The organism is Streptomyces sp. NBC_00122 (genome assembly GCF_045160845.1).
GTDB lineage: Bacteria > Actinomycetota > Actinomycetes > Streptomycetales > Streptomycetaceae > Streptomyces.
This window is the reverse complement of sequence record NZ_CP108191.1, coordinates 369019-389173: the sequence shown is the minus strand read 5'-3', so window position 1 is coordinate 389173 and position 20155 is coordinate 369019. Positions and strand designations below refer to the sequence as shown.

24 protein-coding genes and 1 pseudogene are annotated in these 20155 nt (G+C 70.7%); 16 read left to right on the top strand and 9 right to left on the bottom strand.

What is annotated here, in order from left to right; translation table 11 throughout:
- Nucleotides 1-15: 15 nt before the first annotated feature.
- Entirely contained in the window at nt 16-549 is a 534-nt protein-coding gene (locus tag OG737_RS01820) for a DUF5134 domain-containing protein (protein WP_328924358.1), read from the bottom strand.
- 173 nt (nt 550-722) lie between these two features.
- Between OG737_RS01820 and OG737_RS01815 the strand changes: the two genes are divergently transcribed.
- Entirely contained in the window at nt 723-1262 is a 540-nt protein-coding gene (locus OG737_RS01815; RefSeq protein WP_328924357.1) for a GNAT family N-acetyltransferase, read from the top strand.
- A 9-nt stretch (nt 1263-1271) separates the two neighbouring features.
- On the opposite strand, the gene OG737_RS01810 is transcribed toward OG737_RS01815, so the two are convergent.
- The gene (locus OG737_RS01810; protein WP_328924356.1) at nt 1272-1964 is read right to left on the bottom strand and encodes a glycerophosphodiester phosphodiesterase family protein; all 693 of its coding nucleotides are present in this window, start codon (nt 1962-1964) and stop codon (nt 1272-1274) included.
- A gap of 235 nt (nt 1965-2199) precedes the next feature.
- Nucleotides 2200-2814: a PadR family transcriptional regulator gene (locus OG737_RS01805; protein WP_328924355.1), complete on the bottom strand. Its 615-nt coding sequence runs from the start codon at nt 2812-2814 to the stop codon at nt 2200-2202.
- 49 nt (nt 2815-2863) lie between these two features.
- Between OG737_RS01805 and OG737_RS01800 the strand changes: the two are divergent.
- Nucleotides 2864-3049 (top strand): annotated as a pseudogene (locus tag OG737_RS01800) (LLM class flavin-dependent oxidoreductase); the annotation flags it as partial.
- A gap of 242 nt (nt 3050-3291) precedes the next feature.
- Here OG737_RS01800 and OG737_RS01795 read toward each other — a convergent pair.
- Nucleotides 3292-3936, bottom strand: coding sequence for a hypothetical protein (locus OG737_RS01795; RefSeq protein ID WP_405921118.1), 645 nt, complete (start codon nt 3934-3936; stop codon nt 3292-3294).
- Between the two features lie 1047 nt (nt 3937-4983).
- On the opposite strand from OG737_RS01795, the gene OG737_RS01790 reads away from it, so the two are divergent.
- Nucleotides 4984-5523, top strand: a complete 540-nt coding sequence (locus tag OG737_RS01790; protein WP_328924353.1) for a DUF3887 domain-containing protein — start codon at nt 4984-4986, stop codon at nt 5521-5523.
- Nucleotides 5524-5996: 473 nt separating this feature from the next.
- Here OG737_RS01790 and OG737_RS01785 read toward each other — a convergent pair whose 3' ends face one another.
- The 3 genes from OG737_RS01785 to OG737_RS01775 form a co-directional block, all read right to left on the bottom strand.
- On the bottom strand, nt 5997-6476 hold the full coding sequence (locus OG737_RS01785) for a hypothetical protein (RefSeq protein ID WP_405921117.1): 480 nt from the start codon (nt 6474-6476) through the stop codon (nt 5997-5999).
- A 164-nt stretch (nt 6477-6640) separates the two neighbouring features.
- The gene (locus OG737_RS01780) at nt 6641-6916 is read right to left on the bottom strand and encodes a hypothetical protein (protein ID WP_405921116.1); all 276 of its coding nucleotides are present in this window, start codon (nt 6914-6916) and stop codon (nt 6641-6643) included.
- A 202-nt stretch (nt 6917-7118) separates the two neighbouring features.
- Complete coding sequence (locus OG737_RS01775) at nt 7119-7430, bottom strand: hypothetical protein (RefSeq protein ID WP_328924351.1); 312 nt, start codon at nt 7428-7430, stop codon at nt 7119-7121.
- A gap of 173 nt (nt 7431-7603) precedes the next feature.
- Between OG737_RS01775 and OG737_RS01770 the strand changes: the two genes are divergently transcribed.
- From OG737_RS01770 to OG737_RS01735, 8 genes are all read left to right on the top strand, one after another.
- Entirely contained in the window at nt 7604-8722 is a 1119-nt protein-coding gene (locus OG737_RS01770; RefSeq protein WP_405680344.1) for a helix-turn-helix domain-containing protein, read from the top strand.
- A 14-nt stretch (nt 8723-8736) separates the two neighbouring features.
- Nucleotides 8737-9315, top strand: a complete 579-nt coding sequence (locus OG737_RS01765; RefSeq protein WP_328924349.1) for an HD domain-containing protein — start codon at nt 8737-8739, stop codon at nt 9313-9315.
- A 151-nt stretch (nt 9316-9466) separates the two neighbouring features.
- Nucleotides 9467-9853 (top strand): hypothetical protein, encoded by a 387-nt coding sequence (locus tag OG737_RS01760; protein WP_328924348.1) that lies wholly within the window; start codon nt 9467-9469, stop codon nt 9851-9853.
- On the top strand, nt 9787-10101 hold the full coding sequence (locus OG737_RS01755; protein WP_405680346.1) for an alpha/beta hydrolase: 315 nt from the start codon (nt 9787-9789) through the stop codon (nt 10099-10101). Before OG737_RS01760 ends, OG737_RS01755 begins: the two co-directional genes overlap by 67 nt.
- 81 nt (nt 10102-10182) lie before the next feature.
- On the top strand, nt 10183-11589 hold the full coding sequence (locus OG737_RS01750; protein ID WP_328924347.1) for a DUF6421 family protein: 1407 nt from the start codon (nt 10183-10185) through the stop codon (nt 11587-11589).
- Between the two features lie 26 nt (nt 11590-11615).
- Nucleotides 11616-12377 carry an SDR family oxidoreductase gene (locus OG737_RS01745; RefSeq protein ID WP_328924346.1) on the top strand — a complete coding sequence of 254 codons (762 nt, stop codon included), beginning with the start codon at nt 11616-11618 and terminating at the stop codon, nt 12375-12377.
- On the top strand, nt 12356-13450 hold the full coding sequence (locus OG737_RS01740) for a threonine aldolase family protein (protein ID WP_405680348.1): 1095 nt from the start codon (nt 12356-12358) through the stop codon (nt 13448-13450). Before OG737_RS01745 ends, OG737_RS01740 begins: the two co-directional genes overlap by 22 nt.
- 43 nt (nt 13451-13493) lie before the next feature.
- Nucleotides 13494-14096 carry a transglutaminase family protein gene (locus OG737_RS01735; RefSeq protein ID WP_328924344.1) on the top strand — a complete coding sequence of 201 codons (603 nt, stop codon included), beginning with the start codon at nt 13494-13496 and terminating at the stop codon, nt 14094-14096.
- Here the strand turns inward: OG737_RS01735 and OG737_RS01730 are convergent.
- On the bottom strand, nt 14032-15279 hold the full coding sequence (locus OG737_RS01730) for an MFS transporter (protein WP_328924343.1): 1248 nt from the start codon (nt 15277-15279) through the stop codon (nt 14032-14034). The two genes, OG737_RS01735 and OG737_RS01730, sit on opposite strands and share 65 nt — an antisense overlap.
- Before the next feature lie 78 nt (nt 15280-15357).
- On the opposite strand from OG737_RS01730, the gene OG737_RS01725 reads away from it, so the two are divergent.
- The 3 genes from OG737_RS01725 to OG737_RS01715 all read left to right on the top strand — a co-directional run bounded on the left by OG737_RS01725 (nt 15358) and on the right by OG737_RS01715 (nt 17806).
- Complete coding sequence (locus tag OG737_RS01725) at nt 15358-15909, top strand: CGNR zinc finger domain-containing protein (RefSeq protein WP_328924342.1); 552 nt, start codon at nt 15358-15360, stop codon at nt 15907-15909.
- Nucleotides 15910-16001: 92 nt separating this feature from the next.
- Nucleotides 16002-17207 (top strand): alginate lyase family protein, encoded by a 1206-nt coding sequence (locus OG737_RS01720; RefSeq protein WP_328924341.1) that lies wholly within the window; start codon nt 16002-16004, stop codon nt 17205-17207.
- 128 nt (nt 17208-17335) lie between these two features.
- Nucleotides 17336-17806 (top strand): hypothetical protein, encoded by a 471-nt coding sequence (locus tag OG737_RS01715; protein WP_328924340.1) that lies wholly within the window; start codon nt 17336-17338, stop codon nt 17804-17806.
- Nucleotides 17807-17882: 76 nt separating this feature from the next.
- On the opposite strand, the gene OG737_RS01710 is transcribed toward OG737_RS01715, so the two are convergent.
- Entirely contained in the window at nt 17883-18605 is a 723-nt protein-coding gene (locus tag OG737_RS01710) for a lysophospholipid acyltransferase family protein (protein WP_328924339.1), read from the bottom strand.
- Between the two features lie 197 nt (nt 18606-18802).
- On the opposite strand from OG737_RS01710, the gene OG737_RS01705 reads away from it, so the two are divergent.
- On the top strand, nt 18803-19204 hold the full coding sequence (locus OG737_RS01705; protein WP_405921115.1) for a TlpA family protein disulfide reductase: 402 nt from the start codon (nt 18803-18805) through the stop codon (nt 19202-19204).
- Nucleotides 19205-19517: 313 nt separating this feature from the next.
- Nucleotides 19518-20048 (top strand): flavin reductase family protein, encoded by a 531-nt coding sequence (locus tag OG737_RS01700; RefSeq protein WP_328924337.1) that lies wholly within the window; start codon nt 19518-19520, stop codon nt 20046-20048.
- Nucleotides 20049-20155 lie beyond the last annotated feature (107 nt).

The window sequence follows — 20155 nt, the reverse complement described above, 5'->3', positions numbered from 1 at the left end:
GGGCGTGCGCCGCCGTCACATGGCGAGCAGCATGGCCAACATCGCCGTTCCCATGGCCAGTCGGCAGGCCCGGGTCAGCTCGGCCGCCTTCTGGGGACCGGCGGCCGGGCCGCCCGAGGCCAGGGCCGTGTGCGTGCTCCCGCCGTCCGCCGCCAGCCGGGCCCCGCCCAGCAGGACGTACCCCGCGAAGTAGAGGAGCAGCGCCCCGGTGACCAGGGGCAGCCCCGCGCCGTGCCCGGACCCCGCGGCCGTCGTCAGCGCCATGTAGGCCATGGCCAGCGAGCCGATCAGGTGGTGGGCGTGGTGCACCCCGCCGCGCAGCATCCACACGGCGTGCAGGGCGGCGGCGCAGAAGACCACCCCCAGCACGAGGGCCTGCCACCCGTCACGGACGCCGACGGGCACCGCCATCAGTGCCATGCCGAACCCCATCACGGCCTCCCCGGCGGCGCCGCCACCCGATCTGCGCACCTGCCCGAGGCAGTACCCGCCGCTCACCGCGCACAGCAGGACGAGCAGCCAGGAGGAGACGGAGGCGGATGCGGACATGGTGGAACCGTGCACGGCGGAACCTCCCGGTTCGTCGGCGTCACGGAAAGAGATGCCCGCCCGGGGTGGCCCGCACGCAGCCCCCGGTTAGGTTCTCCTTATGCGGCCCCGGGATAGGCTCTCCCGAGCCGTACCGGGCATGTCACATGCCACCGCGCAGAACGGAGCCCCCGATGTCGACCGCCAACCCCGCAGCCCTGAGCTTCCGCACCGCCGTCGAGGCGGATGTGACGGAGCTGGTGGCACTCGTCGAGTCGGCGTACCGCGGTGACGCCAGCCGCGGCGGCTGGACCACGGAGGCCGACTACCTGGAGGGGCAGCGCACCGACGCGGCCGGGGTCCGCCAGATCATCGATACCCCCGACAGCACCCTCGTGGTCGTCGAGCGCGCCGGTGAGACCGTCGCCTGCTGCCAGCTCGAACACCGGGGCGACCACGCCTACTTCGGGATGTTCGCGGTCCGTCCCGGCCTCCAGGGCGCGGGCCTCGGCAAGGAGATCCTGGCCGAGGCCGAGCGCCGCGCCCGCGAGACGTGGGGCGCCAAGGAGATGCGCATGACGGTGGTGAACGTACGGGAGGAGCTCATCGCCTACTACGTGCGCCGCGGTTACCGGCGCACCGGTGAGCTGAGCCCCTTCCCCTACGGCGACGAGCGCTTCGGGGTCCCGCTCCGCGACGACCTGGCCTTCGAACTGCTGGTCAAGTCGCTGTAGCCGGACCGGCTATGCGGTGAAGCGCCCCGTGCTGCGGATCTCCGGGAAGTCGGTGACCGCGCCGTCCAGGCCGAGCGCCCGCGCGAGCCGCAGCTGGTCCAGGGTGTTGACGGCCCGGCCGGTCACCCGCAGTCCGGCCGTGTGCGCCGTCTCCACGGCCTCCAGGGTGAGCCGCCGGATGTCCGCGGAGATCGTCGCCGCGCCCGCGGTCAGCGCCCGCGCCACCAGGTCCCCGGCCCCGTCGCCGAGGGAGTCGGCGTGGAGCACGGTCCGCGCGCCCGGCACCCGCCGCGCCGTCTCGGCCAGCAGCGCGTCGTCGGGGGAGACCACTTCCACGCGGGCGGTCAGGTCGAGGCGCAGGAGCAGTTCCGTGAGCACTCCGGCGGCGGCCCGGTCCCGTACCGACGCCTGCAGCGGGATCCGGACCGCGTCCAGGACGTCCTCGAAGACCGGCACGCGCTCGCCCTCGCCGGCGTCGAGTTCGCGCAGTTCGGCCAGGGTCAGATGGGCGACGGCGCCCGAGCCGTCGGTGGTCCGGTCCACCTCGGGGTCGCGCAGGGCGACGAGGGCGCCGTCCTTGCTCAGTTGGAGGTCCAGGGCGATGGCGTCCATGCCGGAACGTTCCGCTCGGATATACGACCGCAGGGTGTTCTCCGGTTCGACACCCATGACCCCGCGGTGACCGATGGTGAGGAAAGTCAAGGTTCTCTCGCTTCCGTCGACGGCGGCTCCCCGCGCGGTCGCGGTGTCCCGACCGGCCGCGCGCGGTGAGGACGCATGCTAGTGCGCCCACGGCGCGAAGGGACCGGCCGTGCAAGGCCCCGCAGGGGCCCACCGGCCGCTTCCCGCCGGGGTTGTGCGCCCGGGTGCGGCCGGTGGCGGTCCCGCCGCGTCACCCGGGCGTGGGCGTGTCCCGGCCGGCTTGACCAGCCCCGGCTCAGGCCTCGGTGACGGTGGCCGGAGCGGGTTCCCCGCGGTCGGCGGCCAGGTCGGCCAGGTCGTGCAGGAGGGCCTGTGCGAGCTCCAGTTCCGCCAGGTGCTGCCGCTCGCTCCAGCGCAGCGCGAGGGCGGGGAAGGCCCATTGCGGAACCTCGGCCGCGTGCTCCATCGCCTCCCGTACGGCGGCCAGTTCGGCCCGGGTGCGCTCCATGTGTTCGCCGACCATCGCGCGCAGCCGCTCCGGCTCGGCGAGGTGCCCGAGCCAGACTCGCAGCAGCAGCCCGTGCTTGAGCACCGGGGGACCGGCCTCGGCGGTGTCGGCGGCCCAGCCGGCCAGGGCCTCGCGCCCGGCGTCGGTGATGGCGTAGCGGCGCTTGGCCCGCGCCTCCTCGGGCCCCGAGCGCGCGGAGGCCGCGTAACCCAGCTCCTCCAGCCGGCGCAGCTCCGCGTAGATCTGGCTGATGGCCGGTGACCAGTAGAAGAAGCGCAGTGAGGAGTCCGCCCACTTCTTCAGCTCGTAGCCGGTGCGCTCCCCCGGGAAGGAGAGCAGACCGAGAACCGCCCACGCGGTCGGCGGTAGCTCTTGCTTCTTCGTCTTCTGACTACTAGTCATATTCCTAATTGAAGTAAGACCGGGCACGGGACGCAACCCTGGAGGCACCGTGAAATTCTCCGTGATCTTCGAAGCCCAGCTGGCCGACCCGACCGTGGAGCGGGAGCACCAGGTCATCCGCGACTGCGTCGAACAGGCCGTGCTGGCCGAACGGATGGGATTCGACCGGATCTGGGCGGTAGAGCACCACTCGCTGAAGTGGTACGCACACATGTCCGCCCCCGAGGAGTTTTTATAGCGCATAGGTTCGCGCCAGGCCGCCCGCCTGCGTAAAGGCTCACGCGGCGGACGGCCACCCGGCTTCGGCGAGGAGCGGTACAAGACGCAACACCGTCGAACGGGCCATCGACAAGCTCAAGCACTCTTGAGCCGTCGCCACCCGATACGAGAAGCGCGGCTACGTCTTCCTCGGTACTGCAACGCAGCAGCCCTCGTCATGGGGCTCCGAACATGATCGACCGGACAAAATCCTGGTCGTCAGGAACCGGAGTCACTGCCTACGCCTCCGGCGTCGGTGCTGGTACCGGTGTCCGGGTTGGTCGTATTGTCAGCGCTGTCGACCACGCCACCGGTATCCTGGCTGGTTGCATTGTCAGTGCCGTCGACCACGCCACCGGTGTCCTGGCTGATCGCCTTCGGCGGCGTCTTAGTAAGGATCTTCGGCGGCTTCTTCGGCGTCTTGGTGAGGATCTTCGGCGTCTTCTTCGGTGTCTGTTCGCCCGGCTTCTGCTCACCCGGCTTCTGCTCACCCGGCTTCTGCTCAGCCGGCTTCTCGCCCGGCTTCTGCTCACCCGGCTTCTCGCCCGGCTTCTGCTCACCCGGCTTCTCGCCCGGCTTCTGCTCACCCGGCTTGCAGTACACCTCGCTCTTGTAGAAGTGGCAGCCCGGCATGTTCTGGATGGGCTTCGGCTTGCCCTTGCCCTTGCCTCTGCCCTTGTAGCCCTTGTTCTTGTGGTAGTCGCTGTCGCTGTCGCCGTGCCTGTCCGCCGTCAGGGTCACGGCGTTGGTATGCCCTTCCGCCGGGGTGGCGAAGGCGCTGGAGGGTAGCAGTGCCCCTCCTGCCGCCAGGGCGGTCGAGGTGGCAAACAGCACGAGGCGCTTGGTCTGAGATGTGCGAGACATGGGAATTCTCCATCACTGATAGAGGGGTATGGGTTGTCGCTGCCCGTCGGTTCATGGGCCGAAGCGGGCTGCGAATGGGGCGGCGGGGCCGCACGCTCTGTGTGGCTCCGAACCTCAAGTAGGCCCGGGCAGTCGATTCGCGTCACGACACTGAATTTCGGGACTTGACACGGCCCGATGGCTATCCACACGGCCGGGACTGGGCCACTCGACCGCCGGGCGGCATGCGGACGAAGTCGTCCTGCGCCTGCGCCATTACGTGACGCCGCAGGACCGTTCGGCCCCGTCGCCGCGGCGACGGGCGGATCGACGTCGCCGACCCGCCCCGCCTTCCGACGCGTGCCGGACCGGCGCGTCCCGGACGACATCCTGCGCTGGCAGTACATCCTCGCCCAACGCCACGATGGAGGCCCTGGTCGCGGAGAGCTTCACCGCCGTGCAGCAAGTCGGCGCCAGGTCCCTCGCGTGAACGCGTGGCCTTGTCGGCGTGCCCGCTGCCGTGGCTGGGCTTCGCACCGGACGAGGTGAAGGCAGCCCCGCCGACCGCAGTGGGACGGCTGGCCCGGCAGCTCGGGTTACTGGTGGAGGTGCTTCGCGGGTACGGGGCGTCCCGGGAACAGACGCGTACGGCGCCCGGGGCGAAAGAGGCGTGAGGTGTGACGGCAATGACACGGTGCCGTTGCCGTCCGGCTGGGAGTTGAGGGGCAGTCGGGGACAGGGCCCACGCCGCCGGGGCCATCGGCAGACGAAGGGCCGTACCGGTTGTCGGGGTGTCCGGTGCTCGGCTGCGGCCCGGCGGCCCGGGCGGAGACGCGCGAGTGGCAACGGGTCGGCCTCGGCAGGCAGTCGGTGCAGAATGAGCGAGCCCGGGGCCGTCGCAACCCCCCCACGCCGGCTTTGCGCCGCCGCACGGACCCGCGCTGTCAGGCCCCGCAGTGGCCCACCCTCCGCTTCGACTCCCGCTCCGAACAACGGATCAAACACCCTCCGGGCGGACGGCTGGCGGTCCCGCTCCCCCGCAGGCGAGGGGAGGGCGAGTGGAGCAAGATGGACGTATCCGGACCCGCCGGGCTGAAGAAGGTCGTGGTCCTGATGTCCGACAGAGACACAACGCTCAGCAGCAAGCGGCAACTGGTCCAGGCGGTGGCAACCATCACGCTGGCGGCCTGCGCGCTGTTGCTGGCCAACGGTGTCGCGCTGGCTGCGGTGCAGGCCCACGCAACCACGACGGTCGCGGGCTCGGCCTCGGCAGCAACCCCGGCTCAGACTCGATACGACCGGATCGCCCTTCAGACGCTCGACGACATCGTGAAGGGCAACTTCACCGCGGCCACAGCCCGCTTCGATGCGACGATGCGTACACAACTGCCCCCAGCCACCCTCGCGACGGCATGGAAGACCTTCCAGAATCAGTTCGGACGCTATCAGTCACACGGGGATCCCAAGGACGTCGCATTCGGCGAGTTCACTGCGGTCAAGGTGCCGTTGCGCATGGAACGCACACCTGCGGAGTTCCGCGTGACCTTCCACAAGGACGGAAGCATCGCTTCTCTATTTTTCCTCTGGACAGGAGCGCCGGTCTCGTAGATCAACCCACGTGCAGGGCCTTGGCCGGCTGCTTGGGCGTCATCCATTGTTGCCAGACTGCGGTGGCAGATGGGGGCGGGCGACCGCCGGGCTGCCCGCGTCATGATCGCCAGGACACTTCCTAGCTAGTCCGTCCCCCTCGCGCACCTCGTACGCGAGTAGCTCCGGCCGGAAGGGGGCTCCGGCCGGGGCAGTCGTTGTGAATCAGTCCTCAAGCGGGTAGCACGTCCCGCACTGGACATTACGGGGCGTGCACGTTTCTGGATCGACCATGACGGTCACCCCGAACCCATGCGGGCAGACTCGCCGCGGCCGCCTCCCGGGTCGGCGCTCAACCCGGTTCGCGGACCAGCCCGCAACCATGCTGTGGAATCGAGGGTCAATCCACACTCCCCGTTCCGGCCCTCCGGCCTCTTCGCTCACAGCAACCCCTTCCTCGCGGAACGTAGTCGACTGTAGGGGAGCGGGAGGAGTCAGGCCATCGGCGGGGCAGCGCAAGCCGACCCGCCCTCCGTGCACTCGCTGTGCATGCAGTCCCCGGCGTGGATCTCCGTGTCCGCCAGTGGCCCCCACAGATAGGCGTCCGGCTCGTACCCGGCCCCCCGGATCGCGTCCATCGTGTGGTCCAAGGTGTCCGCGTCGCGGCGCAGGGTCTCCGGGCCCTCCGGCCGGTGGTCCACGAACCGGCCGAGCGACGCGCACAGCCCGCGGTACATGGCCGTGTGGAGGATGAGCGCATGCCAGCCCATGTCCACGGCCTTGGAGGGGCGCAGGTGTCGGCCCGTGGCCGTCGCGGCCGCCGCCACGAACTTGATCGCTTCGTCCGTAATGCGCTCGGCCAGCGCCAGGTCGATGCCCTCGTTGTCGCGCTGCACGAGGTGTACGACGCGGCTGAAGCCCTCTGCCGAAAGCAGGTGTCGGGCGGACGCTTCCAGGGTAGTGGGAGTTGTCATCATTCCTCCGAGTAGTTGCGTTGGGGTGGTGCAACCCGTTCCGGCCGTGGGTCCTGGCAGATACGCGGCCGGGCGGGACTCTTAGGGGCAGACGGTGCCGATGATGATCACGGCGAGGGTGCCGATCAGGATCACGAGGTACAGGGCCTGACGCACGCGCTCGGTCACGTGGCCCGCAGCGAGAGCCACGGCCCGTAGACATCCACTCTCTGCCAGCAGCGCACTGGGTCATGCTGGACGGCCCAGGCGTAACAGCAGATCCGGCAGTCGGCCATGGGGCCGCCGTACTGGGTCGCGATGCGGGCCAGCATCCGGCAGCCGGCACACAACATGTGCTCCAGCGTGCAGACGCCCTCGGGATGTGCCGCTGATGTCTCGACCGTCATCCGGAGCCGTGAGAGGTCAAAGGCCTCCTCGTCCATCCGGCGCATGGCTGTCACTACGCCCCCTCCGGTGCGGGGCAGGCCCATACCTCGACGCTCACGTCGTGGGCGCCGTGACGGCCCGGTGCTCGGCCGAGCAGGACCGCGCCGGTGGTGAGCCGCTGTCCGCACGCTACGCACGCTCGGCCAGCGGCGACCTCTACGGGCAGTCCGTGCGCCCGGGGGAGAGGGGCCGTGTGGCAGAGCCTCGTTACCGCGGTCATCGGACTGCCTTGGGCGCGGCCGACATGATCTCGGTCATCCGCCTGACCGTGCGGGCCAGCGCCCGGGAGTGCGCCCAGTTTCCCAGCGGTGTGTCCTCAGGGCCCTGGAAGACGAGGCCTTCCCAGGTAGCTCGCGCGACGGCTCCGCCGGGGAGGTGCTCGACGGCGGCCGCCAGGAGCACTTCCTGATCGATGAGCCCGTCTGTAATACCGGCGATCTTGACCTCGGAGGGCTTACGCCCGAGAGGGACAAGGGCGGTTGCCGTGAGGGCGGCCGCCTGTTCCAGATCAGGCCGTTTGCTGGACATGCCGGTGCTCCCTAGCCTCGTCAGGGGGTGTCGAGCGGGTCTCCCGCGGCACTCATCGGCGCTACGCTGAGCGCCCGGTGACCACAGCCACGAGCGTAGATTTCGGGCCGATCCGCTCGAAGTGACCGGCAGTACGGGTTACTTGGCACGCACGCCTAGGCAGAGGGAGCGTCATGGGCACCACCCCGACTTCTACCCTGACCGCCAGTCAGGGCGCCCCCCGGCGGGTCCGCAGAGGCATAGTGTCCGGCTACCTGTTCCGCGTCATTCGTGAGCAGCTCGGCCACACCCAGGAGACCCTCGCGGAGGCGTTCGCTGTTTCAGCGGACACGGTCGCTGGCTGGGAGACCGGCCGCCGGCCGCTTACCTCCCTCGCCGTCGGCCAGATGCTCGTGCATCGACACCGCCTCATGCGGATGGGCGCCAGCTCCGCCTTGCTCATCGCTCTGGAAAAGGCCCTGGAAGCCGACGTTCTGCTGGCCAGTGCCTTAGACGACGAGGGCACCCCGGGCGACAGCCCGCTCGGCGCCTGGGTCATGCAGCGCGACCTCGTCGAGGTGCTCGCTTGGCCGCTGAACGGCGTCACCCCCGAACCCATGCGGGCTTTACAGGCGCCGTCACGCCCCCGCCGCGGGCCCGCCGCCAGCCGGCCCGAGCTCACGCGGGACGAGCACCGTCGCTTCTTCGGCCACATGCGGCGCATGGCTGAGGAATCCCAGAAGGACGGGCAGTTCCTTCTACGCAGGCAGGCCCTGTACCTCGCCGGTTACGACGACGCGTCGGACACATCCGACTGGCTGGCCCAGCAGCGGAAGGCCGAGCGGTCGTCCGACTGGCTCACGCAGTGGCTCACCTCCCGCTCCGTCGCCGCCGTGGCTGCACGGCAGGGAGACCGAGACCGGATGCGGCACTTCATCTCCACGACCTTGGACGATGACGAGGCTGGGGAGGCGGCCAACCTGAGCTACTGGGCTTACTGGATTGGGGAGTCGGTGTACCCCGAGCTTTCCGACGACTTCATCGCAGCCCCCGGCACGATGTCCTGGCACGGGCACCGGCTGCTTCAGCACCTCGTCAGCGGCCTCGCGCCGCAGCACGGTTTCTTCGATCTCAACGTGCACACTCTGTGGGCTCTGCTGGCCGCGCGCCCGGGCCTGCTCCGCACCGGCTCAGACGCCGGCCGCGCGCTGCGTGCACAGCTGCCCGTGCTGTTGGATAGCACTACAGCCTCGACGCGTGCGCGCCGAGAGCTGGAGGGTATCTGGTACGCGATCCGCCTCGCCGAGGCGTGAGAAGGAGAGACACAGTGGCTGACGACCTGTCTGCGGTGGCGCGCTTCCTCTACGAGGCAGGCACGCTCAAGCACACCGCCCGAACGGGCTGGTGGATGGCTGGCGTCAGGACCCCCGAGAGCGTAGCCGAGCACTCGTGGCGCACCTCGCTCATCGCGTCGATCATCGCAAAGCTGGAAGGCGCCGACCCCGCGCGCGCCGCCTTCCTCGCCGTGTGGCACGACACGCAGGAGACCCGCACCGGGGACGTCAACCACCTCGGGAAGAAGTACGCGACGAGCGCCGACCCGCAGGCGGTGACGGCCGACCAGACTGCGGGCATGCCCGAAGTCCTCGCGTCGGCGATCCAGGAGCTGGTCGCCGAGTACGAGGGGAAGGACTCGCCGGAGGCGATCTGCGCGCGCGACGCGGACAAGCTGGAGTGCATGCTCCAGGGCATTGAGTACAAGGCCCAGGGGTACGAGGCTGCGCAGCGATGGATCGACAACAGCCGAGCGCGGCTGACGACGGAGTCTGGCCAGCGGCTCGCCGACGAGCTCCTCGGCCAGGGCACTCTCGACTGGCTGCGTGCGGCCATCGGCGAGAAGCCCTGACCCAGGACGCACGAAAGAGGCCCCCTCCCAGGCTGAAGGCCGAGAGGGGGTCCGCGTCGGCCCCGCCGGCCGCAGCGCTCCAGCTCGGGCAGCCCGCGGAGACAGTCGGCGCGGGCGGTACCGGCCGACTTGAGATCACCCCGACCAGCTCGTGTACACCACTGGGAATAGCGTCACGAAGCCGACAAAGGCTACGTTCGCCTTCATTGCCTACAAGGCGCGCGCAACTACCGCGGTCGCAGCCGACCAGGTCGCACCCATCGACGGTGGCGGCTGGAGCTGGGTAGCACCCGACGGGCAGGCCATCGCGCAAGGCAACGGGGAAGCGTTCAATGTGGTCGCGGACTCGTTCAACGCGGGTCGGACCGTGCAGCCGGGATCGTTCGTCCTGGACGGGGCTGTGTTCGACCTTGACACCGTCCACGCTGGCGGCATCCTCATCTACACCGACGGGGAGGGTAAGGCTTACCGGTGGACGATGCCGAAGCGGGACGCCGGCCTGGAGGCCGCTCAGATCAAGAAGGAACTTGCCTCGTAACGCACGAAAGCGCCCTCGTCGCCGGGTGCGACCCGCTGAGGGACGACGGGCTGGCGTACCACTGCAGGCTGGGCGAGAGCGGAGTTCCTTCGGTCCTCGACTTCCGGAACGGGATGTTCCACGGCTTCCTGGCGCTGGCCGGGGTGCTGCCGGAGGCTCGACAGGCCATGTCGCGACTGGGCGGAGCCATCCGTTCCACGCTGACGAACGGGAAGACTTTCGGTGAATCAGGGGGTCGCGCAGGATAATTTCCCGAGTTACCACTTGAGCGGAAGAGCCTCACACGTTTACGCTGCCTTGACGTGAGGTTCTCCTGTGGAGGAAGTGACATGACGGAAACTCTTGTGCCGGGTGTCGGCGGTGCCGTGATAACCGCCGGGGCGCGGGTGGTCGACCACCCCGCGTGGCCCGAGCTCAAGGCCGCCGTGGAGGAGATCCGCCCCTGGCAGTCCGCGGACGGGTCCATCGCCTTCGGGGTCGAGGGCGCACCCGCCCAGCACACCGCCGAAGCTGCCGTCGGGCGCGTGATCCGCGCCGTCGAGACGCTGTCCCCGCTGCTCCCGCACGCCACGGCGTACCACCAGGCGCTCGTCGACGACCTGCGCAAGTGGGCCGCCGACGGCTTCCAGGTGCCGGACTTCCTGGACTCCCTGCTGGCCTTCCACCCGGCCGCCGAGCGCGTCGACGGGCTCCAGCACCTGGTCGTCTTCCCGATGTACACGCAGAACGGCAACCTCGACCGCAACCTCGAGGCCGTCGTCCTCAAGATGGTGTGGCCCGAGTGGCTCTCCGAGCTGGAGCGCACCCGGTACGACAACCCGCTGTTCCTCGGCATCACCTTCGAGGACTTCACCCCGGGCTACGACACCCACTCCGCGGTGCTCTTCCCGGAGACCATCGCGGTGCGCCAGGCCCCCGAGCGCTTCACCTGGGGCGGGATCTTCTGCGACCGTGAGGCCGCCCGCTACCGCAAGGTCACCGAGGCCGCCGTCGACATCCTCGGCATCGAGCTGCCCGAGGACATCGCCCGCATGGTCGAGGACCAGGAGCGCTGCGAGAAGGCCTTCGTCCTGTGGGACATGGTCCACGACCGCACCCACAGCCACGGCGACCTGCCGTTCGACCCCTTCATGATCAAGCAGCGCCAGCCGTTCTGGATGTACGGCCTGGAGGAGCTGCGCTGCGACCTCACCGCCTTCAAGGAGGCCGTGAAGCTGGAGTCCGAGGGCAACGAGCACGGCCGCGACGTGCAGTACGCCGTCCTCTTCGACCGGATGTTCCGCTTCCCGGTGTCCGGCGACCGCAACCGCAACTACGACGGCCTCGGCGGCCAGCTGCTCTTCGCGTACCTCCACAAGCACGACGTCGTGCGCTGGACGGACAACAAGCTGAAGATCGACTGGATGCGTGCCCCGCAGGTCACCAACCAGCTGTGCGGCGAGATCGAGGACCTCTACCGGGCCGGCATCGACCGCCCGAAGCTCGTCCACTGGTTCAAGGCCTACGAGCTGGTCTCGACGTACCTCGCCCCGCACCCGGGCTCCAAGTGGGCCAAGGGCCCCGACGCCCTCGACATGACGCAGCCTCCGCGCAAGCTCGTGGACGACGTGCTTCCGGACGAGTTTCCGCTCAGCATGTTCTATGAGGCCCTCGCCAAGAAGCTCAAGAGCGTGATCGCTTCGACCAAGGGCATCACGGCCGGCAACGCGGAGAACGCCGATCGGGCCGCCGCGTGAGCACTCGCCCTCAGGAGGCTGAACAGATGAACGGCTCCGGGAACGGCAACGGAAAGCTGCACGGAGCGGTGGTGGCGGTGGCCGGGGCCGGCGGGCCCGCCGGCCGCGCCGCCCTGCTCCGCCTCGCCGAAGCGGGTGCGGTGGTCGTGGCGTCCGACGCCGATCCGGCGCGCCTCGCCGAGGCCGTGGACGCGGCGCGCTACGCCCACGGCGGTGCCACCGTCACCGGTGACACCGTGGACCTGCTCGACCTCGACGCGACCAAGGCGTGGGCCGAGCGGACCGAGAAGGAGTTCGGCCGGATCGACGGTCTCGTCCACCTCGTCGGCGGCTGGCGCGGCAGCAAGACCTTCACCGACGTCGACCTCGCGGACTGGGACTTCCTGGAGAAGCTCCTCATCCGCACGGTCCAGCACACCTCGCTCGCCTTCCACGACGGACTGCTGCGCAGCGACCGCGGACGCTTCGTCCTGGTCAGCCAGTCCGGCGCGCACAAGCCGGTCGCCAACAACGCCGCGTACAACGCGGGCAAGGCGGCCGCCGAGGCCTGGACCCTGGCCATGGCGGACTCCTTCCGCAAGGCGGGGGGTGACGAGGGCCCCGCGGCGGCGGCTGCGATCCTGGTCATCAAGGCACTGGTGCACGACGCGATGCGCGCCGAGCGTCCCAATGCGAAGTTCGCGGGCTTCACCGACGTCAAGGAGCTGGCTGAGGCCATCGCCGGCGTCTGGGAGCGGCCCGCCACCGATGTGAACGGACAGCGTCTGTGGCTCACTCCGCAACCGTGAGAACCGATGCCGGGAAGACCGATGCCCGGCGGCACCACGATCCGGCGGTGCGCGGTTTCGCGAGCGACAACTACGCGGGGATCCACCCCGAGCTGCTCGCGGCCGTCGCTCTGGCCAACGGCGGCCATCAGGTCTCGTACGGCGACGACGAGTACACCGAACACCTGCAGAAGGTCATCCGCAGCCACTTCGGTCCGTACGCGGAAGCCTTCCCGGTCTTCAACGGCACGGGCGCCAATGTCGTCGCCCTGCAGGCCATGACCGACCGGTGGGGCGCCGTGATCTGCGCCAAGACCGCCCACATCAACGTGGACGAGGGCGGCGCGCCCGAGCGGATGGCGGGCATCAAGCTGCTCGCCGTGCCCACCCCCGACGGCAAGCTCACCCCCGAGCTGATCGACCAGGAGGCCTGGGGCTTCGAGGACGAGCACCGGGCCATGCCCCAGGTCGTCTCGATCACCCAGAACACCGAACTCGGCACGGTCTACACCCCGGACGAGATCAAGGCCATCTGCGATCACGCCCACGGCCTCGGCATGAAGGTGCACCTCGACGGCGCCCGGATAGCCAACGCCGCCGCGGCGCTCGACGTGCCGATGCGCAGTTTCACGAACACGGTCGGCGTGGACGTGCTGTCGTACGGCGGCACCAAGAACGGCATGATGTTCGGCGAGGCCGTGGTGGTGCTCAACCCGGACGCGGTCCGGCAGATGAAGCACATCCGCAAGATGTCGATGCAGCTCGCGTCGAAGATGCGGTTCGTGTCGGTACAGCTGGAAGCGCTGCTCGCCAAGGACCTGTGGCTGCGCAACGCCCGGCACGCCAACGCGATGGCGCAGCGTCTCGCCGCGGGCGTGCGCGAGACGGACGGCGTGGAGATCCTCTACCCGGTGCAGGCGAACGCGGTGTTCGCGCGGCTGCCGCACGAGGTCTCGCGGCGGCTGCAGAAGCGTTACCGCTTCTACTTCTGGGACGAGGCGGCCGGTGACGTCCGCTGGATGTGCAGCTTCGACACCCAGGAAGAGGACGTGGACGGCTTCCTCCAGGCGCTCAAGGAAGAGCTCGCCCGCTAATTCAATAGATATGCAAAAAGCGGCATAGGTATGCTCCTGGATCATGGAACTGATCCAGGAGCACACCGGCCTTGCCGCCTACCTGGCGGCCGATGACGCCATCGACCACCACCACCCGCTCGTGCGCGAAACCGCGGACGCGTTCTGGACCGCGACGGGCGGCGACGCGCACGCGTACGCCGAGGCCGCCTTCGAGTTCGTCCGCGACACGATCCCGCACTCGGGGGATTCGGGCGACCCGCGCGTCGCTTGGCGCGCCTCCGACGTCCTGGCCACCCGCAACGGCATCTGCTACGCCAAGTCCCACGCCCTGGCCGCCCTCCTGCGCGCCCAGGGCATCGCGACGGCCCTGTGCTACCAGCGCCTCGCGGACGACGACGGGACCAATCCCGTGATCCACGGTCTGATCGCCCTGCGCCTGCCCGGCGACTCGCGCTGGCACCGCCAGGACCCGCGGGGCAACAAGCCGGGCGTGGACGCCCGGTTCAGCCTCGACGGCGAACGACTCGCCTTCCCCGTCCGCCCGGAGCTCGGCGAGATCGACTACCCCGTGCTGTACGCCGCCCCGCACCCCGCCGCGCTCAAGGCCCTCCAGGAGTCCGCCGACCGGCCGGAGTTGTGGCGGAGGCTTCCGACGGCGCTGTAACCGGCGACAGCGCCGCCGACGGGCGGGGCTCCCGCGCCGCCGTCAGCGCGTGCAGCAGGGCGGCCGCGAGCTGCAGTCCGGCGATCCCGGTCAGCAGCGTCCACGCGGGCGCGTCGGCCGCGAGCCCCACCAGGGCCGCCCCGGCCGACGCCGCCGTCACCTTCAGCCCCGCGCCCAGGGTGAACACCTGCGTCCGGACCTCGTCCGGGGCGTACTCCGAGCGGATCCGCAGCGTGGCCGTGAGCAGCGGTCCGTCGCACACCCCGGCCACCGCGAACAGCGCCGCCGCCGCGGCGACCGAGGACGTGAACGCGGCCGCCGCCAGAGCCACCCCGGTACCGGCGAGCGCCCACCGCACGAGCAGGCCCGGCTCCACCGACGTCATCCGGCCCAGCGTCAGCGAGCCCGCCAGCGCGCCCACCGCGAAGGCCGTCATGAGGACGCCCCCGGCGCCCGGGCTGCCGAGCCCGTCGGCCAGCAGGACCGAGGTGGTGGTGAGGGCGCCCACGCCGACGAAGGCCACGGTCGTCGCCGAGGTGACCGCCCGCAGCTCCCGGACCCGCCACAGGGCTGCGAGCCCCGCGCCCAGCCCGGCCCGGGGTCCGCCCTTCGACGGGGCCGCGCCCGGGTCCTCGTACGGAAGCGTGGCCGCGAACACCGCCGCCAGCGCGCCGGAGGCCGCCAGGGCCGCCATCGCGGGAGCGGCGGAACCCAGCGCCGCGGCCAGGCTGACCGCCGCGGGCGCGGTGACCGAGGCGGCGTTGTAGGTGGAGGCGTCCCAGCCGTACGCCCGGTCGCGCCCGGCGCCCGCCGGGACCAGTCCCGTGACCAGGCTGGACAGTCCGCCCGTCACCATCGGCCCGCAACTGCCGCCGAGCGCCGCCACCACCAGCACCAGCGGCATCGGCGCCCGGCCCAGCAGTACGGCCAGCACCGCCACGGCGGCCGTGAACCCGGCCAGGGCGCCGACGTGGAACAGCCTCGGCCGGCGGGCCCGGGCCGCGGCGGCGCCCGCCAGCGGGGCCGCCAGCACGTGCGGGGCCAGCCAGGCGGTCACTACGAACGCCCCGTACGCGGCGCTCCCGGTGCGCTCCAGGGCGAGCAGCACCACGGCCATCCCCATGCCCTCCGAGGCGAACCGCGCGGTCAGCGCCGCCGCCAGGTACCGCCCGAACCCGCTCATCCCCGGACCCCCCAGTGTGTAACGTGATAGGCGCACAAGACGTTACGCCATTCGCGTGTAAGGGGAAAGGACTTTGGCATGGCGGACTCCCGAGAGGGCTTCTCGGCGGCCCGGCGGCTGATCGACCTCGCAGACGCGGTCCGCGCCGACCCCGAACTTCCGCGCGCCGCCCTCGCGGAGCTGCTCGCCGGGCACGGGGAGCGTCCGTCGGACCTCACCGAGCAGGCGTTCTCCGAGGCGGGCGCCGCCGAACTGCGCACGGCCGTCCGCCGGATGGCGGGGGTGCTCGGCGAGAGCGACGAGGACCGTGCCGCCGACGCCCTCAACGCGCTGCTGGCCGAGTGCGCCACCCGGCCCCGGCTGACCCGGCACGACGGCCACCCCTGGCACCTGCACGTGGACCGCGGGGAGGAGGCGGGCTGGGGCGACTGGTTCCTCGCCTCCGGCGCCCTCGCGCTCGCCCAGCTGCTCACCGAGTACGGACGGATCGCCTGGGGCGCCTGCGCCGCCGCGGGCTGCGGGCGGTTCTTCCTCGCCACCGGGCCGGGCAGCGCCCGCCGGTACTGCTCCACCACGTGCGCCGGCCGGGCGCGCGTCGCCGCCCATCGCCGCCGCAGGCGGGAGAGCTGACAGGAAAGTTTCTTGTCGGATATCGTTGTCAGCTTGGCATGGGCATGAGTACTTTCAAGGGCGCCGGAACCCCTCCCACCGGAAGGCCCCCCATGCGTTTCGGATTGCCCGCCGCGCTCACCGCCCTGGCCCTCGGCCTGGCGGCGGCCGTGGTCCCCGTCCCCACCCTCGCGGCGCCCCCCGCCGCCGCCCCCGCCCCCGCCGCGCCCGCGCAGTTCGCCCACCCCGGAGTCCTGAGCAGCCGCGCCCAGCTGGACTTCGTACGGACGAAGGTGCAGGCGGGACAGCAGCCGTGGAAGTCGGCCTTCGACTCCATGCTCGCGAGCAAGTACGGCTCGCTGTCGCGCACGCCCAAGCCGCGCGCCGTCGTCGAGTGCGGCTCGTACTCGAACCCGGACATCGGGTGTTCCGACGAGCGCGAGGACGCCATCGCCGCCTACACCCAGGCGCTCGCCTGGTACATCACCAGGGACAGCAGGTACGCGAAGAAGTCGATCGAGCTGATGGACGCCTGGTCCGCGCAGATCAAGGACCACACCAACAGCAACGCCCCGCTGCAGAGCGGCTGGGCGGGATCCACCTGGCCGCGCGCCGCCGAGATCGTCAAGCACACGTACGACGGCGGCTGGCCGGGCCAGGGGCGGTTCGCGACCATGCTGCGCGACGTCTACCTGCCCGAGGTCATCAACGGCCGGCCGAACAGCAACGGCAACTGGGAACTGATCATGATGGACGCCGCCGTCGGCATCGCCGTCCACCTCGACGACCGCGCGAGCTACGACAAGGCGATGGGGATCTACCTCGGCCGCGTCCCCGCCTACTTCTACCTGGCGTCCGACGGGGCGCAGCCCGTGTACCCGCCACGCTCCGGCATCGACACCAGGAGCGAGCTGGTGGAGTACTGGCACGGCCAGAGCACCTTCGTGGACGGCCTCGCCCAGGAGACCTGCCGGGACTTCGGCCACACGGGCATGGGGATCGCGGCGACCATGCACGTCGCCGAGACCTCGCGGATCCAGGGGCGTGACCTGTACCCGCAGTTCAAGGACCGCTTCCGGCACGCGCTCGGCTTCCACGCGAAGTACGAACTCGGCGAGGCGGTGCCGTCCTGGCTGTGCGGCGGAACCCTGGCCAAGGGCATCGGCCCGGCGACCGAGGTCGGCTACAACGCCCTGCACACCCGGCTCGGCGTGACCATGGAGAACACCCGCAGGCTCACCGAGGGGCGGCGCCCGGCGGGTACCGAGAACCACTTCGAGGCATGGGAGACCCTGACCCACGCCGACAACCCCAACTGAGCGGTCGGCGCGGCTTAGCGCAGTCGCTGCGGGCCGTCAAGCCACGAGATCCAGGGGCGTGACGCGACGGGAGCGGCGAGGCGTACTGGTGGTGTCCGTTCCACCTTTCCCGCCAGAGGAGAACCGCAATGACCCACCCCTTTCGAAAGCGACGCCTCGCCCTGCTCGCCGCCTCGACCGCCATAGCCGCCGGAGGCGTGCTGGTGCCCACCACCGCCTTCGCCGCCACCCCGGCGACACCGCACACGATCGTGGCGGACGGCAGCGACGGGGACAACAGCACCAAGTCCAACCTGCTCCTGGTCCAGCCGCCCGGCAGTGAGGGCACCATCAAGGTCAACCCCGACCAGGATCAGCCCACCAAGGGTCAGCCCGGCAAGGACCGGTCCGGCCAGTGGGGCAAGTGGGGCAAGAAGCATCCGGGCAAGGGCGGTTCATCCGACGACAGGATCATCGTCACCCCCGGGAAGCCGACCCAATGGCAGTGCATCGTCGCACCGTGTGGTCCCCCCGAGGACGACACGGTCGCGGGCGGTATCGCCGTGACCGGCACCGTGGACCCGCCGCAGCTGCCCGACGGCAGGACCTACCCGGGCTGAGGCGCCCGGCGCCAGGATCCCGGTGCGACCGCGGCCCCGTCCCCTGGAGGGACGGGGCCGCGGTCCGCGGTGGGGATCAGCCCGCTTCTTTCACCTGGGCAGGCGTCGGGGCGGTCCCGCCCAGGTGGGCCGGCAGCCACCACGAGTCCTCGGTGCCCTTGGGCTTCTCCGGGTAGGCGCGCTGCGCCGCGTCCAGCAGTTCCTGCACGCGCTCGCGCAGCCGCCGGGTGATGGCACCGGCGTACTGGTCCGTCGGCGCCTCGAGCGGCTCGCCGACGCGCATCGTCACCGGGATGTGGCTGCGCTTGAGGTTCTTCGGGCGACCCTTGGTCCACAGGCGCTGGGTGCCCCACAGGGCCACCGGGATCAGCGGGACGCCGGCCTCCTGCGCCATGCGCGCCGCACCAGACTTGAAGCTCTTGAGGGTGAACGACTGGGAGATCGTCGCCTCCGGGAACACCCCGATGATCTCGCCGGAGCGCAGCGAGTCGAGCGCGTGCTGGTACGCCGACTCACCCTGCGCGCGGTCCACCGGGATGTGCTTCATCGCGCGCATCAGCGGGCCGGACACCGTGTGCCGGAACACCGACTCCTTCGCCATGAACCGCACCAGGCGCTTCTGCGGCCGCGCGGTCAGGCCGGCGAAGATGAAGTCGAGGTAGCCGATGTGGTTCGACACCAGGACCGCCCCGCCCTTGCGCGGGATGTTCTCGGTGCCCTTCATGTCGATACGGATGTCCAGCGCGCGGAAGAGCGTGTGCGCGGCGCCGATCACCGGGGGGTAGACGAACTCAGCCATGGTGCGGAGACCCCGCTTTCTGCCTGGGGAGGTGCTCCCGGCCGGAAGTTACGGCAGCGTAGGTTACGCGCCATTGGGGATCGTGCCCCATGCGCGCGCTGCTGGCCAGCCCAGACGGCCGTGCCCGGGGAGATTCTCGTCACGCCGGGAATCATGCAGGTCCGGTGGGCGCTTCGTTCCCGTACGAGCGTACGTCGATGATGTACGCACACGAAGGTGACGGCCGGGCGAAGGCCGGGGTGACGGCCGGGGCGACGACGGGAGTGCGGGTGCGCGGGCAGGATGAGGCGCCGGGCCGGCTGGGCGCGGCGGAACTGGGCGCGGAGCCGGGGGAGCGGGCCAGCCTGGTGCAGTTCTCCAGCGCGTTCTGCCAGCCCTGCCGGGCCACCCGGCGGATCCTCGCCGAGGTCGCGGCGATGGTCGAGGGCGTCGCGCACATCGAGATCGACGCCGAGGACAGTCTCGAACTCGTCCGGGCGCTGGGGATCGAGAAGACCCCGACCGTGCTCGTCCTGGACGCGGCGGGCCGGATCGTCCGGCGGGCGTCCGGGATGCCGCGCAAGGCGGATGTGATCGCCGCCCTGGGGGCCGCCGTCTGAGAGGCGCGCAGGTGGACGGGTCGGCGGACGTGTGGGTGGACGCGTCGGTCCGGGCACCGGTGTGAGCACCGGCACACGCGCCGTGCCGCGAGCCCGCACGCAGCGTGACGCGCCTGACATCTGCCGGATCCCGCTTGACTGTGTACACGCGCGATCGCCAGGCTGGCCGCATGCCGTATGAACTCCTGCTCTACGGACGGGTCCATGTCGACCTCGTCCGCCACGCGAGCGCGCGCTGTTGGGATCACTGAACGCCCCCGGTCCCCGATCCCCGACAGTGCCCGCGTGCTCCGCGGCAGAAGGAAGTACCCCGATGACCGCTCCCGCGGCCCCGACGGCTCCGTCCCCCCGATTCCACACAGGGCTCCCCGGCTCGCCCGACCTCCTGCGCTCCGTGTTCCGGCAGCACGCCGCCGGAGTCGCCGTGATCACCGCCGAGACCGGCGGGCGCCCGGCGGGTTTCACCGCCACCTCGCTCAACTCCGTGTCCGCGGACCCTCCGCTGCTCTCGTTCACCATCGGCACCGGGGCCTCCAGCTGGCCCGCGGTGCGCGACAGCGAGCACCTCGGCGTCCACATACTCGGCGAGCACCAGCGGGAGCTGGCAGGCCTGTTCGCGCGGAGCGGAGCCGACCGATTCGGCCCGGGCACCGGCTGGAGCACGGGGCCCCACGGGGTTCCCGTTCTGGACGGCGTACTGGCGTGGCTGGTGTGCAGGGTGGTGGCCCGTGTGCCCGCCGGCGAGCACCGTGTGATCATCGCGGAGGCGGTTGTGGGGGATCCGGCCGGGGAAGGCCGCCCCCTGCTCTACCACCAGGGTCGCTTCAACGCGTTGCGCGACTGAATCGTCCCTGCTTGGGCGGGGTCGGGCGGCGTTGGGCAGATCACAGTTGACCGGCCTTGCGACTTGGCGGAACCCAAGGTGTACTGACGAGTAACATTCCCTTCGGA